The sequence below is a fragment of the Paracoccus aestuarii genome (assembly GCF_028553885.1).
In the GTDB taxonomy this organism is placed as follows: Bacteria; Pseudomonadota; Alphaproteobacteria; order Rhodobacterales; family Rhodobacteraceae; genus Paracoccus; species Paracoccus aestuarii.
Map to the genome: position 1 here is coordinate 1,764,119 of NZ_CP067169.1, position 15,088 is coordinate 1,779,206.

Here is a 15,088-nt window from a genome sequence, read left to right on the forward strand (position 1 = left end):
ATCCGGTCTTATTGATGGCGACTATCGCTCTCAAAAGACCGGAACGAAACCGATGCAGGTCCATATCGACATTGCCGAGGTGCAGACGGCCGAGGGCAAGCTCTTCCTCTTTGTAGCCATTGACCGCACGAGCAAGTTTGCCGTCGTTCAACTGGTTGAAAAGGCCAACAGGAAAACCGCTTGGGAGTTCTTGGAGCACCTTCTGGACGTCGTGCCTTACCGCATCCATACGATCCTGACCGACAACGGTATCCAGTTCGCAGAGCAGCCTTGCAACCGGAAGACGCCTTATTCCCGGCCCATGCGCTTCGACATGATCTGCGAGGGCGAGACCTTGTCCGCCAACGGTCCGAGGACAATGGTCTAGCGGTATCGAACACCGCCTGACCAAGCCCAACCACCTGTGGACAAATGGCCAGGTCGAGCGAATGAACCGCACGATCAAGGACGCGACACTCAAGCGCTATCACTACGCCAGTCACGACCAGCTGCGCGCGCACCTCGCCGACTTCATTGCAGCTTACAATTTCGCCCGCAGACTCAAGACCCTGAACGGCCTCACACCCTACGAATACATCCGCAAGGTATGGACTTCAGAGCCTGACAGATTCATCATCAACCCGATCCGCCAGATGCTGGGACTGAACAACTAGTGAGATGTCGCACTTTCAGGCCCGCTCGCAAACTTCACGGCTACTACGCCCAAAAGTTCATTCAATGTGAAAGGTTTAGCAAGGAACTGAGCATTCGGAACCGGGACCTGCCCGTCGATAAAGATGTCCTCAGTATAACCGGACATGAAGATCACCCGTGCCTCGGGGACGATCTTTCTGCCCTCGCGGATCCAGGTCGGGCCATCCATCCCAGGCATCACCACATCGGTCACGAAGACGTCCACCGCGGCGCCCTTCTCGTTCAGGATGGCCAGCGCAGCCTCGCCTGAATCGGCCTCCAGCACCTCGTAACCCTTCAGCCGCAAGGCGCGGGCGGCGAAGGCGCGGACGGGGGCCTCGTCCTCGACCAGCAGCACGGTGCCCTTGGGACCTGCGGCCAGCTCGGGCGCGGGGCGCGGCGCGGGGATCCGCTCGGCCAGGGCGGTCACTCGCGCATGGGCGGGGAAGTAGATCGAGAAGGTCGTGCCCTGCCCCACGGTGCTGTCGCAGAAGATGAAACCGCCCGTCTGCTTGACGATCCCATAGGCGGTCGAAAGGCCCAGGCCCGTCCCCTCGCCCACGCGCTTGGTGGTGAAGAACGGCTCGAAGATCTTGCCCAGGTGATCCGGCGCGATCCCGCAGCCCATGTCGGCGACCGAAATGCGGACATAGTCGCCCTTTGGCAGGGTCACGCGGTCGCGGCTCATCGCCTCGGTCAAGTGGACGTTCTCGGTCCGCACCGAGATGTCGCCCCCCTGCGGCATCGCATCGCGCGCATTCACGACGAGGTTCATGATCACCTGCTCCAATTGGCGCTTGTCGGCGCGGATCGCGCGCAGCACGGGGTCGTAGGTCACCGACAGGCCCACCCGCTCGCCGACAAGACGGTTCAAGAGATGGGTCAGGTCGGCCAAGGTATCGCGCAGGTCGATCGTCTCCAGCCGCAGGGTCTGCTTGCGCGAGAAGGCCAGCAGCTGGCCGACAAGGGCGGCGGCGCGGTTGGCGTTCTGGCTGATCTGGTCCAGATCGGCATAGTCGGGATCGCCCTTGTCATGGCGCAGCATCAGCAGGTCGCAATGCCCGCTGATCGCGGTCAGCAAGTTGTTGAAATCATGGGCGACACCGCCTGCCAGCTGGCCGATGGCCTGCATCTTCTGGCTCTGGACGAACTGCGCCTCCAGCGTCTTCAGCGCGCTGGCGTCATGCAGGACGGCGATCAGCTGGCCCAGCTCGGACGGGTCGCGCGCCATGGACAGCTGGAAATGGCGGTCGCGCATCTCGCCTTGGCGGCTGTCGGGATGGCGCAGGCGCAGCATCTCGGTCCCCTTGGCCCCGCGCCCGGCGGCCAGGTCCGCCAGCCATCCGGCCAGCGGTCGGCCCGGACCCTCCAGCAGCTCGGCCAGGTTCTGGCTGCGCTCATCCTCGGCGATCAGCCCGTCCAGCAGCTGGCGCGCGGCGGCGTTCGCACGGTGGATCCGCCCATCCGCGGCCAAGCGCAGCATCGCCACGGGGATCGCGTCGAATTCGTCCTGGGGCTGGTCATCCTCCATCGCGGCCGCCAGCTCGAACCCGTCGGGCTGGATGCCCGCGCGCTGAAAGGACCAGATCTGCAGCGGCGCATCGGCCAGGCAGGATAGCGACAGCACTTCGCCCTCGGCCAGTTCCAGATCGGCATTGCCGTGGCGCATGGCCCGGGCGGTCAGTTCGGACAGCTGCCCCTCGGCATCGGCGCGCAGCCGGGCGATCAGGGCCAGGATCGGACGGCCGGTCAGATCCTCGAACTCGTCCTGGGCGGCGGCGTTCTGGAACAGCACCTGCCCGTTATCGTCGCAGAGCCAGATCGGCTCGGGCGCGGCGGCGACCTCGCCCCGGATGGCGCGCAGGGCCCGGCGTGCGGCCACGCCGCGCGACAGATGTCCCAGGCTGACCGCGCCGCCCATCAGATACCACGCCACCGCCACGGTCGAGGCCAGCACCGCGGCCTTGCCCGTCACCGCCTCGGGATAGGCGACCAAGGCCCCTGCCCCGACCGCCATCGGCGCCAGCAGCACCGGCAGCGCCGCCAGCGCCGAACGCGGCAATCCCGCCCGATCATCCAGATGCGCCATCACAGCCTTCCTTGCCCGCCCGTTTCCCCAGACATAGCCCGGCATGCTTAAGATAGCGTTAATTTCTGCCCAAGACCGCCATGAAAAACCCGTCCCCGCCGTCCAAGGGCGTCCAGCGCCGCTGATCCAGCCGCCGGAAACCGCCGTTCCGCGCCAGGAAGTCCTGCACCTGGTCGCCATTCTCGCCATCCAGCAGCGAGCAGGTCATATAGGCCAGCCGCCCGCCCGGCCCGACCAGCCCCGCCGCCTGGTCCAGGATCCGGGCCTGCAGCGCCTGCAGGTCGCCCAGGGCCTGCGGGGTCAGGCGCCATTTCGCGTCGGGCGTCCGGCGCCACGTCCCCGACCCCGAACAGGGCACATCCGCTACGACCAGATCGAAATCCCCCCGCGGCGCCTGCGTCACGGTGATCCGCAGCCCCGCCCGCGCCGCGCGCGCGGGAATATCCGTCATCCGCCGCGGATCGGCATCATGCGCCTCGACCTGCATCCCCGGCTGGCGCGAGGCCAAGGCCAGCGCCTTGCCGCCCCCGCCCGCGCAGTAATCCAGCAGCCGCATCCCGTCATCCAGCGCCAGCGCCGCGCAGGCGCGCTGCGGCGACAGGTCCTGCAGCTCGATCAGCCCGTCGCGATAGGCCTGCGAGCGCGCGACGGCGCGTTCATTCGCGGTGACGCGCAAGGCGCCGGGCAGATCGGGGGCGGGCTCGGTGACAATCCCCTCATCGGCCAGGGCGCGCGCGGCGGCCTCGGGCGTGGCGCGCCGGGGGTTCACGCGCAGCCAGACCGGCGCGCGATCGGTCATCGCGGCGGCCACCGCCCCCGCATCCGCCCCGAGCGAGGCGCCCCAAACCGGGCGCAGCCAATCGGGCAGATCGTCGGGCAAGGGATCGGGGTGCTGCACCGCGGCCTCGGCCCCGGTCAGGGGCGCGGGCGCATGGCCCTCGCCGGTGAAGACCGTGGCCGGGTCGATCCCCGCCGCGCGCAGATGGCCGATCATCAGCCCCCGGCCCGTCATCGCCCCGCCCATCGCGGCCAGGCTGTCGCGCCTGCGCAGCGCGCCGAAGACCAGGTCGCGCAGCGCCGCCCGGTCGCCCGATCCGGCAAAGCGGCTGGCCCGCGACCAGCGCAGCAGCGCCCGTTCGGCCGCCTGCCCCGACAGGATCGCGTCCAGCACGGTGATGGCTGCGGCGATGCGCGCGCCGGGGGTCACGGCCCGGCCCCGGCGCTGCGGCGGTTCTGCGTCATGACCCGACCCTCTGACCGATGGAATGGGGCCGCCCTAGCACAGGGGCGGCCCCATCCTCAATCTAGAAGCAGGTGGACGTCGCGATGACCGGAAACAGCGTAAAGACACTGGAGACGAGGCCGATCCAGGCCCCCGCCACGATGATCCAGCGCCGCCGCCCCTCCTGCCCCTTTGGCATGGTGACCACCAGCGCCCCGTGCAGGACCAGCCCCAACCCCCAAGCCACCCACATCGCCGCATGATGCAGATCGGTGAACAGCACCGACCGGTCCGTCCAGCCCAGGTTGCAGCCCGTCCCGTGCAGCGCATAGACCACGGAAAACAGCACCGCCCACAGGGTCGGGCCTGCCAGCGCGCGCGCGACCCATCCCATCACAGCACCTCCTGCGCCAGCACCACCGCCAGCGAGATGGCCGAGGTCGCCAGCCAGAAGTCCTGGAACAGCCGCCATCCCGGGATCGCGCCATAGCGGTTCGCCCCGACCCGGCCCTGCCGGTGGTCCAGATGCGACCGCAGCGCCAAAAGGCCAGCGATCACCCCATGCGCCACGGCAAAGCCGACAACCACACCGCGCAGCGCGTCGCGCGCATGACGCGTCGGATCATCGAGGCCCATCGCCACCACGCCCAGCATGACCAGCGCCAGGACCGCCATGCCGGTGCCGACCAGCGTCCACAGATGCCCCGAGGGGCGGGCGCGGTTCGCCTCGGCCAGACGGGCGGCGACCGATCCGACCGCCATCGCGGCGACGGCGGCCAGCCCCGCGACCAGGACCGGCATCTCCAGCCCGCTCGGCGGGGCGGGCCAGCCGGGGGCCACGACCGTCAGAAAGCCCACCCCGAACAGCAGCGAGGCATAGAGCGTCGCATCCCCCACCAGCAGCGCCACCGCCCCCGTCAGGGCCAGCGTGTTGCGGACCTGGAAATGCAGCGGCAGATGCAGGTCCGGGGCCACCTGCGCGGGCGCCCGATCCTCGGTCGATCCCATGATCGCCCCCCACCGCCATGCGACGATGATCGTGGCCAGGATGCCCAAGGGCGCCAGCCAATAGAACCCCAGCAGCATCGCGCCGAAGAAGCTGCCGATCGCGGCCGATGTCAGGACCGGCAGGGCCGTGTTCGTGGCCAGGACCGCGACATGCTGGGGTCGGCCGGATGCGGGCTCGACGACCAAGGTCTCGCGCAGGCCGCGCGGCGCGCCGGGCAGCAACCCCTCGCCCCGCGCCAAGGGCAGGATCGCATCCGCGTCGGGCTGGCGCGGCCCCGGCAACGAGGCGAAATTGTAGGAGGGCGACGGCACCGGCATCGCCCAGTCCAGCGTCGGCGCCTTCCACGGGTTGCGCCAGCTGCGCCGCCCGAACAGCCATTGCATGATGATGTCGAAGGCGAACAGCGCAAAGCCCGCCGACTGGATCATCCCGAAGACCGAGGAGGTCAGGTTCAGCCATTCCCATTCCGGATTGCCCGGATAGACGTCGATGCGGCGCGGCATGCCCAGAAGGCCCGTCAGGTGCATCAGGAAGAAGGTGCCGTGAAACCCGATCAGGATCAGCCAGAAGGCCGCCTCGCCCAGGCCGCGGATGCGCCAGCGCCCGCAGATCAGCGGCATCCAGTAGGTGACCGCCGCCAGCATCGGAAAGACGAAGCCGCCGATCAGCACGTAATGCAGATGCGCCGTGACGAAGGCCGTGTCATGGGCCTGCCAGTTGAAGGGCACCATGGCCAGCATCACGCCCGTCAGCCCGCCCATCACGAAGGTCGCAAAGAACCCCATGACATAGAGCATCGGCAGCCGCATCTGCACCTTGCCGTCCCACATCGTGCCGATCCAGGCAAAGATCTGCACCGCCGTCGGCACCGCCACCAGCGCGGATGCGGCGCTGAAGAAGGCCAGCGCCATATGCGGGATGCCCACCGTGAACATGTGGTGCACCCACAGCCCGAAGGACAGAAAGACCAGCCCGATGATCGCCGCCACGATGGCGCCGTAGCCCAGGATCGTCGTGCGCGACAGGACCGGAATGATCGTCGACAGCGCACCCGCGGCGGGCAGGAAGATGATATAGACCTCGGGATGGCCGAACAGCCAGAACAGGTGCTGCCACAGCAGCGGATCGCCGCCCCGTGCCACGTCGAAGAAGGGCCAGTCGAAGGCGCGCTGCACCTCCAGCAGGATGGATCCCAGGATCAGCGGCGGAAAGCCCACCAGCATCATCACGCTGGTGCCCAGCAGATACCACCCCATCAGCGGCATCCGGGTCAGCGGCATATGCGCCGCGCGGCAGCGCAGGATGGTGACGGTGATCTCGACCGCGGCGGCCATGGCGCTGATCTCGACGAAGGTCACGCCCAGCAGCCAGACATCGGCATTCACGCCCGGCGAGTGGGTCCGGTCCGACAGCGGCGTGTACATGAACCAGCCGTCATCCGGCGCCACCCCGAACAGCAGCGACAGAACGATCACCGATCCGCCGAACAGATAGCAGAAATAACCAAGCGCCGAGAGCCGGGGAAAGGCCATGTCCCTTGCGCCCAGGATCTTTGGCAACAGCCACAGTCCCAGCCCTTCCAGCATGGGGATGGCGAACAGGAACATCATGATCGTGCCGTGCATGGTGAAGATCTGGTTGTACAGATCCGTGTCCAGGAAGGCCCCCTCGCGGGTGGCCAGCTGGGCACGGATCAGCATGGCCAGAACGCCGCCGATCGCGAAAAAGACGAAGGACGTCGCCATGAAGCGCAGCCCGATCGTGCCGTGGTTCACCGAGGTGAAGAACCCCCGCCAGCCGGGCAGGTCCGCCCAGACCCGGTCCAGCTCGCGATGCAGGTGCAGCGCGCGCTGCGGGGGGTTCGTTGCGATATCCGCGCGGTCGATGGCGGTGCCGTCGGGCAGGACGCCGGAGGCCGTGCCGGAATGGGTGGCGTCGGTCATGGGCGGGTCTCCTGGGCGGTCATGTCGTCCTGCGCGGCCAGCTCCAGCTGGTCGGCATCGAGGAATTCGGGCAAGGGCAGCGCCGGGTCATAGGCCACGACCAGAAAGCGCATCCCGCTATGGCCGATGCCGCAGAATTCCGCGCAGAGGCCCTCATAGGTGCCGGGCTGTTCGACCATCAGGCGGTGCAGGTTGGTGCGGCCCGGAATGGCGTCCATCTTGCCGCCCAGCTGCGGCACCCAGAAGCTGTGGATCACGTCCTGCGCGGTGATGGCCACGTCGAAGGGCTCGCCCGCGGGGACATAGAGGACACCCTCGGTCGTGACGGGCTGGCCTGTGGCGTCGGGCTGCACGAAGCTCCAGCTCCATTGCCGGGCCTCGGCGCCGACGCGGATCGTGTCGTCGTCGCGCGCCAGCATCCGCTCGCCCACGAACAGCGCATAGCCCAGCAGCAGCGTCAGCACCGTCAACGTGAAGCCCAGGCCCCAGCCAAAGATCCAGAACCGCGCCGAACGCTCGCGCGGCGCGTCCGGGTCGGCATGGCGGCGGAAGGCCATCCAGATCATCACCCCCACCAGCAGCGTGATCGCGGCGCTGCCCAGCAGCATCACCCACCACAGGGTTGCGATCTGGCGCGCCGCCGGGCCAGATGGGTCCAGGGTGCTCAGCGGGCCGCCACAGGCGGCCAACAGCGGAACCGCCAGCAAAGATGCGGGCTTATGGAACTGATTGCGTAGCAGAAGGGACCTCAGATGCGCGGGAAATATACGTGGAAACAAAGGCGCCGCCTGACCGACCCGATCGAGGAGCATGTCGCCTTCGACGATACCGAGACCAAGATCGCGATCTCGGGCCACCCGCTGCACGCGATGATGGTGGCCTTTCCGATCGCCCTGGCCTTCTCGGTCCTGGCGGTGGACGGGATGTATTGGCTGACCGCCGATGAATTCTGGCCGCGCGTCGCGCTCTGGGCCAGCGGGGTGGGCTTCGTCATGGGGGTGCTGGCGGGCATCGCCGGCACGGTCGAGCTGCTGATGGTGCCCGGCATCCGCATCCGCAGCGCCAGCTGGACGCATTTCATCCTGGCGGTGATGCTGCTGTCGGTCCTGGGCCTGAACTGGGGCTTCCGGCTGAACGACCCGGTCGAGGCGGTCCTGCCTTGGGGCATCATGATCTCGGCCTTGGCGGCGTTGATGACGGGGATCACCGGCTGGCATGGCGGCAAGCTGGTCTTCGACTATCAGATCGGCACCAAGCGCCCGAGCGGAACATGATCTGATCATCACTCCTGCCCCCTCGGCTGCAGCATGAATTGCGGCAGCCAGTCGGCCAGGCCCGCCAGTTCGGGCTTGGCCAGCACCAGCCACAGCACCCCCGCCATCAGCGGGATTCCCAGGCCCAGGGCGATCAGCGGCGACGGCATCTTGTCGATGCCCCGGTTTTCGGCCGACATGACCACGAAATGCCCGATCCAAGCATGGACCAGCGCCATCCCGGAGACCAGCGCCAGCTTGGCCGCGAACCACAGGTCATAGACATCCGCCGCAAAGATCAGCGCCGTGCCCGCCGCGATCGAGATCACCGCCGCGGGCGTCGCGAAGGCGATATAGCCGTAATGGGTGATCAGCCGGAATTCGGCATAGCGGGCCTGGCGCTTCTCGCCACCATGGTTCGTGCGCCAGGTGTTGCCGTAAAAGCTCAGCAGCAGCGGCAGCGCGATCATCGCCGCGACCCAGCACAGCATCGACGCCAGATGCAGATATTTCAGCGCCGCGATCATGCTCGCGTCTCCGCCAGCCAGCCGCGCCGCAGCATCAGCCCCGCCAAGGCCGCCAGCGGCACGAAGCCCGGCACCCACATGATCAGCCCGGCCAGCTGCTGGTCGGCCAAGGGCGTCATGCCCCATGCAATCGCCCCATCCACATGCTGCAGATAGAGCAGACCCGGGGCAAAGGTCAGCACCGCGCCCAGCAAGCCCATCACCCCCGCCAGGCTGCCCACCATCAGCGCGCCCGACAGCGCCTCGGACGACGATGCGCCGCGCGCCAACACCTTGGACCAGAAGGCCCAGGCCGGCAGCAGCATCGCCGCCTGCAGCAGCCAATAGATCAGGTCCGACCCCCACATCGCCGCATAGACCGAAGGCAGGTGCCACGCGATCATCGCCACGCTCAGCGCGGCCAGCGACAGGCGCGCGGGGATGCGCCGCGCGATGGGCCAGGCCACCGCCAGCGCGGGCGCGACCGCGGTGATCAGGATCAGGTGATGCGCCGATCTTGCCGAAAACAGCGCCACCGTCAGCGCGCAGAGCGGCGAGACGAAGGCCGCGATCAGCCCCGCCATCGCCACCGCGGCCATGCCCCGGTCGCCCGGGCCCGCGCGCCAGAACAGCACGGCACCAAAGACCGCCAGCCCGGCGATCAGGATCGGATCCAGGTTCCAGCTGGACCAGAGGTCGCCGGGAACTGGCGCGGGGCCGCAATAGGGCATCGGCGCGTCGGTCATGTCTGCATGGTGTCCCTGTCGTCACGTCCCCGCCAGCCTGCGGGGTCACTGGTGCAACCCCCTGTTCCCGCGTGGGTTCCACGCGCGGCAAAAGGTCGTGGAACCGGCCCCGCCCCGCCACGTTGGGCGGCATGACCCAGCACGCCCATCCGGCCCGCCATATCCGCCCCGAGGACCATGACCTTGCCGTATGGAGCCGCGCCATCGCGTGGATCCTGCTGGCGGTCATCCTGATCGCCCTGCCCTTCGTGGTGATCCTGGCGGGCGACCCGCCCGCCGCACGGGGCTTTCTGCGCGATTTCTCACTGGGGCTGGGGTTTTCGGCCCTGTCTCTGGCGGGGATGCAATTCGCGCTGACCGGTCGGATCAAGCCGCTGCTGCACCCGTTCGGGGCCGATATCGTGGTGGTGTTCCACCGCTTTCTCAGCTGGGGACTGGTGGCGCTGATGCTGGGGCATTTCGCCATCCTCTATATCTGGCACCAGGACGATCTGGGCGTGCTGAACCCGATGCATGCCGAACCGCATATGACGGCGGGCCGCGTCGCGATGGGCTGCTTCGTGGCGCTGGTCGCCAGCTCGGAGCTGCGCCAGAGGCTGGGGCTGGACTATCTGTGGTGGCGCAGGCTGCATGTCGCGCTGGCACTGCTGGGCTTTGGTGCGGCAATCTGGCACGTGCTGGGCGCGGGCCATTTCACCGGGCGCGACGGCACGCGCGGGCTGTGGCTGGGCGCGACGCTGGCCTGGCTGGGCCTGATCGCCTGGACCCGGCTGTGGCGCCCGTGGCAGCAATGGCGCAACCCCTGGCGCGTGGTCCAGAACCGCGACGAGGGCGACGGTGTGCGCACCTTGGTCCTGCGCCCCGAGGGACGGCCCCTGACCGGCTGGCGCCCGGGCCAGTTCGCCTGGCTGGCCGTCGGCACATCGCCCTTCGCGCTGCGTGAACATCCCTTCACCATCTCGACCGCGCCCGACAAGGGGCCGGAGCTGTCAATCTCGATCAAGCCTCTGGGCGATGACAGCGAACGCCTGTCCAAAACGCCCGAGGGCACCATCGCCTATGTCGACGGGCCCTATGGCACCTTCTCGATCGATCGCGAGGCGGATTCGGGCGGCTTCGTGATGATCGCGGGCGGGGTGGGCATCACGCCGCTGATCGCGAACCTGCATGCGTTGCAGGAACGCCGCGACCCGCGGCCGGTCATCCTGCTCTATGCCAGCAAGGACTGGGAGGAGATCGCCTTCCGCGAGGAGTTGCGCCGCATCGCCCGGGACATCGACCTGCGCGTGATCCATGTCATCCAAGACCCGCCCGAGGATGACTGGCCGCCCCAAGACCACGAGACGCGCGAGGGGATGATCGACGCCGATCTGCTGGCCGATCTGCTGCCCGACGAGAGCCGCGACTGGCCCCACATGCTCTGTGGTCCCGCGCCGATGCTGGAGGCGGTGCGCAAGGCCCTGCGCGACAAGGGCGTGCCGCTGGCGCGCATCGACAGCGAAATCTTCGAGATGGTGTGACCCATGAGACCTCTGCTTGCCCGCGCGCTGGCCGCGATGATCTTCACCCTGGCCCTGGCTTTCGCCGCGGGGTTTGCCTGGCTGCTGCCCACCGTGTGACGGGCAGCAGCAGGATCCGTCAGCCGAGGCGGTAGTTCGGGCTTTCGCGGGTGATCTGCACGTCATGGACGTGGCTTTCCTTCAGCCCCGCGCCGGTGATGCGTACGAACTGGCAATTCGCGCGCATCTCCTCGACGGTGGCGCAGCCGGTATAGCCCATGGCGGCGCGCAGACCGCCGACCAGCTGATGCACGACCGCACCCGCCGATCCCTTGTAGGGGACCTGGCCCTCGATCCCCTCGGGGACCAGCTTGTCGCTGGCGGCGTCCTTCTGGAAATATCGATCGGCGGAACCGCGCGCCATCGCCCCCAGGGACCCCATCCCGCGATAGGACTTGAAGCTGCGGCCCTGATACAGGATGACCTCGCCCGGGCTTTCATCCGTCCCGGCGATGGCGCTGCCGACCATGGCGCAGCTGGCGCCGGCGGCAATGGCCTTGGCGAAATCGCCCGAATACTTGATCCCGCCATCGGCGATGATCGGAACCCCGTCCGCGCCCGAGACCGCATCCATGATCGCCGTCAGCTGCGGCACGCCCACGCCCGCGACGATGCGGGTGGTGCAGATGCTGCCCGGCCCGATGCCGACCTTGACGGCATCCGCGCCCGCGCCGATCAGGGCGCGCGTCGCCTCGGCGGTGGCGACATTGCCCGCCACGACCTGAACCTGGTTCGAGAACGCCTTGACCCGTTCCACCGCCCGCGCGACGCCCGCCGAATGGCCATGCGCGGTGTCGATGACGACCATGTCCACCCCGGCCTCGATCAGCGCCTGGCTGCGCTCGAAGCCTTCGTCGCCCACGGTCGATGCGGCGGCCACGCGCAGCCGGCCCAGATCGTCCTTGCAGGCAAGCGGGTTCAGGACGGCCTTTTCGGTGTCCTTCAGCGTCAGCAGGCCGGTCAGCTTGCCCTGCCCGTCGGTGACCAGCAGCTTTTCGATGCGGCGCGACTTCATCAGGCTGATCGCCTCGGCCCGGTCGGCGGGTTCGCGCAGGACGGCCAGGTTGTCGCCGGTCATCATCGCATGGACCGGGGTGCGGTCGTCGCTGGCGAACCGCATGTCGCGGTTCGTCACGATGCCCAGCACGCGGCCCTGTTCGTCCACCACCGGAAAGCCGGTGACGTTGTAGCGGTCCTGCAGCGCCTTGGCATCGGCCAGGGTCTGGTCGGGGCGCAGCGTGATCGGGTCATAGACGATGCCGCTCTCGAACCGCTTGACGCGGCTGACCTCGGCGGCCTGCTGGTCGATGGTCAGGTTGCGATGGATGACGCCCATGCCCCCCGCCTGCGCCATGGCGATGGCCATGCGGCTTTCGGTGACCGTGTCCATGGCCGAGGACAGCAGCGGGATGTTCATCCGGATGGTGCGGGTGACGTTCGTGGTCACGTCGGCTGTCGACGGCAGCACCGTCGAGGCGGCCGGAACCAGAAGCACGTCGTCGAAAGTAAGAGCCTCACGAATCTGCATGGGGGTGTCCTTGCGGCAATCTCGTTTGGCAGTTTCCCCTTTCACGGACCGTCCGCTTTGTCCAGCCCGCAGGCAGCCGTTGCAGCGGCGCAACGCCCGCGCAGGGTCGGTGACGCGAACGTAACGTCAGCTTGATCAGACAATTGATCGGTGGATTTCCCGCGCTAGGGTGGGATCAGGGGGGCGGTAAGGCCCGACCGAGGGAGGACAACATGAAATTCGCAATCACGGGCACCGCCGCGCTGCTGCTGGGGACGGCCCCGGTTCTGGCCGGGGGGATCGAACGCGCGCCCCAATCGCTGGCGCCGCTGTTCGAACAGGGCAACTACGTCGAGCTCAGCTTCGGCGGCGTCGATCCGACGGTCGAGGGCCGCGACACCGCGGGCTTCCGCACCGGCGACGTGGCGCAGGGCTACGGCTTCGGGGGTCTGGCCTACAAGCACCAGTTCACGCCCGGCATCTCGGGCGCCATCATCATCGAGCAGCCCTTCGGCGCCGACATCCGCTATCCCACCCAGCCCGGCTTTCCGCCGAACCCGGAGGACGAGGGCTCGGTCCTTCTGGGCGGCACCGCGGCGCGGGTCGATTCGACGACCTTCACGGCGATCGGGCGGTATCAGTTCCAGAACAATTTCTCGGTCCATGGCGGCCTGCGCGGCTCGCGCGCCGATGGCGAGGTGACGCTGAACGGATGTGCATACTCTAACCCGTTGCTTCCAACGCCGTGCTCTGGAGGGGTTCAAGGTTACAACGTGGTGCTGGAATCCAACACCGCGACCGGCTTCGTCGCAGGCGCGGCCTACGAGCTGCCCGCGATTGCGGCGCGCGTGGCCCTGACCTACAATTCCAAGGTCGATCACGACTTCCGCATCCGCGAGACCGGCCCGCTGGTCGATCCCGACGGGCCCGGCCCGATCCCGGCCCTGCCGCTCCTGGAGGGGACGTCGACCCTGACCGTCTCGACCCCGAAAAGCTGGAACCTGGACTTCCAGTCGGGCGTGGCGCCCGGCACGCTGGTCTTCGGCTCGGTCCGTTGGGTGGAATGGAGCGCCTTCCGCGTCGATCCGGAACGCTTCGTCGCGGTGACCGGCGGCGGGCTGGTCGAGCTGGAGGACACGACGACCTACACCCTGGGCGTCGGCCGCCAGTTCAACGAGACCTGGTCCGGCTCGGCCGCCTTCACCTTCGAGAAGAAGGGCGATGACCTGGTCTCGCCCCTGGCCCCGACCAACGGGCGCCGCGGCATCACCTTGGCCGCTATATACAACCAGGGACCGCTGCGGGTCACGACGGGCATCAACTACACCAAGCTGGGCGATGCCAGCCCCGAGACGGGCACCCCCGACACCGCCCGCGCGCGGATGGAGGGCAGCGACGCCCTGGGCATCGGCGTGCGCGTCGGCTACCGGTTCTGACGGACGACCCTTTCGCGACCAAACGGCCCCCCCATCCATGGCGGGGCCGTGTTCCGTTCCACCCGCGGGACCTTGCCGGGGGCGGTGGCCGGGGGAGTTCGCTCCCCCCCGGAGCCCCTGCGCGGGGCACTCCGCCCCGTCGCCCCGATCACGGCAGCGGGGGGTCCGGGGGGCCGGCCCCCCGGCCGTCGCGGGACGCAATCGGGGCGGTGGTGCTGGGGCCTTTCCTTGCCGCCCGCGCCGGATTACCTAAGGGGCCCGGACAGGCAGGAAGGACCCCCATGATCTATCGCAGCGCAGAGGACTGGCGTTCCGCCACCAGCCGCCGGGTGGTCCTGTTCGGCATGTCGGGCCTGGGCAAGACCTATCTCGCCTCGATGCTACGCGGGACGGGCGACTGGTTTCACTACAGCGTCGATTACCGCATCGGCACCCGCTACATGGGCGAATACATCGCCGACAACTTCAAGCGCGAGGCGATGAAGGTCCCCTTTCTGCGCGAATTGCTGATGTCGGACAGCGTCTACATCGCCTCGAACATCACCTTCGACAACCTGGCCCCTCTGTCTACCTATCTGGGCAAACCCGGCAGCCCCTCGCGCGGCGGCCTGCCCTTCGACGACTATTGCCGCCGCCAGGACCAGCACCGCCGGGCCGAGATCGCGGCCCTTCTGGACACGCGCGACTTCATGGAACGTGCCCACGACATCTATGCCCTGCCCCATTTCGTCTGTGACAGCGGCGGCTCGATCTGCGAGGTCGTGGACCCGGCCGATCCCGACGATCCGGTCCTGGCCGCGCTGGAACGCGACCTGCTGCTGGTCTGGATCAAGGGCAGCGACGCACATACCGCCGAACTGGTCCGCCGCTTCGACCGCGCCCCCAAACCCATGTATTATCAGCCGCAATTCCTGGAACGCGCCTGGATCGCCTATCGCGTCGAAAAGGGGCTGGAGCCCGACCAGGTCAATCCCGACGACTTCATCCGCTGGACCTATGCCCGCGCCCTCGCCCATCGCCAGCCCCGCTACGAGGCCATGGCGCGGCGCGGCGTCACCGTCCTGGCCGAGGAGGTCGCCCAGGTCCGCAGCCCCGAGGATTTCACCGACCTGATCGCGCAGGCCATCGCGCGCAAGGAGGCCTGAC

At 68.2% G+C, this 15,088-nt stretch carries 12 protein-coding genes and 1 pseudogene; 5 read left to right on the plus strand and 8 right to left on the minus strand.

All coding sequences use genetic code 11. The annotated features are described in order from the left end of the window. Window positions 1–10: 10 nt before the first annotated feature. Window positions 11–653, plus strand: a pseudogene (locus JHW48_RS09045) (integrase core domain-containing protein); the annotation flags it as partial. On the opposite strand, the gene JHW48_RS09050 reads toward JHW48_RS09045, so the two are convergent. The 5 genes from JHW48_RS09050 to coxB all read right to left on the minus strand — a co-directional run bounded on the left by JHW48_RS09050 (window position 650) and on the right by coxB (window position 7,624). Beyond that, window positions 650–2,761 (minus strand): hybrid sensor histidine kinase/response regulator, encoded by a 2,112-nt coding sequence (locus JHW48_RS09050; protein ID WP_170152286.1) that lies wholly within the window; start codon window positions 2,759–2,761, stop codon window positions 650–652. The pseudogene JHW48_RS09045 and the gene JHW48_RS09050 sit on opposite strands and share 4 nt — an antisense overlap. A gap of 58 nt (window positions 2,762–2,819) precedes the next feature. Further along, window positions 2,820–3,968, minus strand: a complete 1,149-nt coding sequence (locus JHW48_RS09055) for an RsmB/NOP family class I SAM-dependent RNA methyltransferase (protein WP_119886222.1) — start codon at window positions 3,966–3,968, stop codon at window positions 2,820–2,822. A 97-nt stretch (window positions 3,969–4,065) separates the two neighbouring features. Next, the gene (locus JHW48_RS09060; RefSeq protein ID WP_119886223.1) at window positions 4,066–4,377 is read right to left on the minus strand and encodes a hypothetical protein; all 312 of its coding nucleotides are present in this window, start codon (window positions 4,375–4,377) and stop codon (window positions 4,066–4,068) included. Beyond that, window positions 4,377–6,935 (minus strand): cytochrome c oxidase subunit I, encoded by a 2,559-nt coding sequence (locus JHW48_RS09065; RefSeq protein ID WP_119886224.1) that lies wholly within the window; start codon window positions 6,933–6,935, stop codon window positions 4,377–4,379. The genes JHW48_RS09060 and JHW48_RS09065 overlap by 1 nt, the downstream gene beginning before the upstream one ends. Then, window positions 6,932–7,624: a cytochrome c oxidase subunit II gene (gene coxB / locus JHW48_RS09070; protein ID WP_240637841.1), complete on the minus strand. Its 693-nt coding sequence runs from the start codon at window positions 7,622–7,624 to the stop codon at window positions 6,932–6,934. Before coxB ends, JHW48_RS09065 begins: the two co-directional genes overlap by 4 nt. A 63-nt stretch (window positions 7,625–7,687) precedes the next feature. Between coxB and JHW48_RS09075 the strand changes: the two genes are divergently transcribed. After that, the gene (locus JHW48_RS09075; protein ID WP_119886226.1) at window positions 7,688–8,209 is read left to right on the plus strand and encodes a DUF2231 domain-containing protein; all 522 of its coding nucleotides are present in this window, start codon (window positions 7,688–7,690) and stop codon (window positions 8,207–8,209) included. An 8-nt stretch (window positions 8,210–8,217) separates the two neighbouring features. Here JHW48_RS09075 and JHW48_RS09080 read toward each other — a convergent pair whose 3' ends face one another. Beyond that, window positions 8,218–8,715, minus strand: a complete 498-nt coding sequence (locus JHW48_RS09080; protein ID WP_119886227.1) for a CopD family protein — start codon at window positions 8,713–8,715, stop codon at window positions 8,218–8,220. After that, window positions 8,712–9,440 (minus strand): cytochrome c oxidase assembly protein, encoded by a 729-nt coding sequence (locus JHW48_RS09085; protein WP_240637842.1) that lies wholly within the window; start codon window positions 9,438–9,440, stop codon window positions 8,712–8,714. The genes JHW48_RS09080 and JHW48_RS09085 overlap by 4 nt, the downstream gene beginning before the upstream one ends. A gap of 131 nt (window positions 9,441–9,571) precedes the next feature. Here JHW48_RS09085 and JHW48_RS09090 point away from each other — a divergent pair, with 131 nt between their 5' ends. After that, window positions 9,572–10,960, plus strand: a complete 1,389-nt coding sequence (locus JHW48_RS09090) for a ferredoxin reductase family protein (protein WP_147388093.1) — start codon at window positions 9,572–9,574, stop codon at window positions 10,958–10,960. A 118-nt stretch (window positions 10,961–11,078) separates the two neighbouring features. Here JHW48_RS09090 and guaB read toward each other — a convergent pair whose 3' ends face one another. Further along, window positions 11,079–12,527 carry an IMP dehydrogenase gene (gene guaB, locus JHW48_RS09095; protein WP_119886229.1) on the minus strand — a complete coding sequence of 483 codons (1,449 nt, stop codon included), beginning with the start codon at window positions 12,525–12,527 and terminating at the stop codon, window positions 11,079–11,081. A 212-nt stretch (window positions 12,528–12,739) separates the two neighbouring features. On the opposite strand from guaB, the gene JHW48_RS09100 reads away from it, so the two are divergent. Beyond that, window positions 12,740–13,942 (plus strand): OmpP1/FadL family transporter, encoded by a 1,203-nt coding sequence (locus JHW48_RS09100; protein ID WP_119886230.1) that lies wholly within the window; start codon window positions 12,740–12,742, stop codon window positions 13,940–13,942. 281 nt (window positions 13,943–14,223) lie between these two features. Then, window positions 14,224–15,087, plus strand: coding sequence for an ATPase (locus JHW48_RS09105; RefSeq protein WP_119886231.1), 864 nt, complete (start codon window positions 14,224–14,226; stop codon window positions 15,085–15,087). The last annotated feature ends 1 nt before the right edge of the window (window position 15,088 follow it).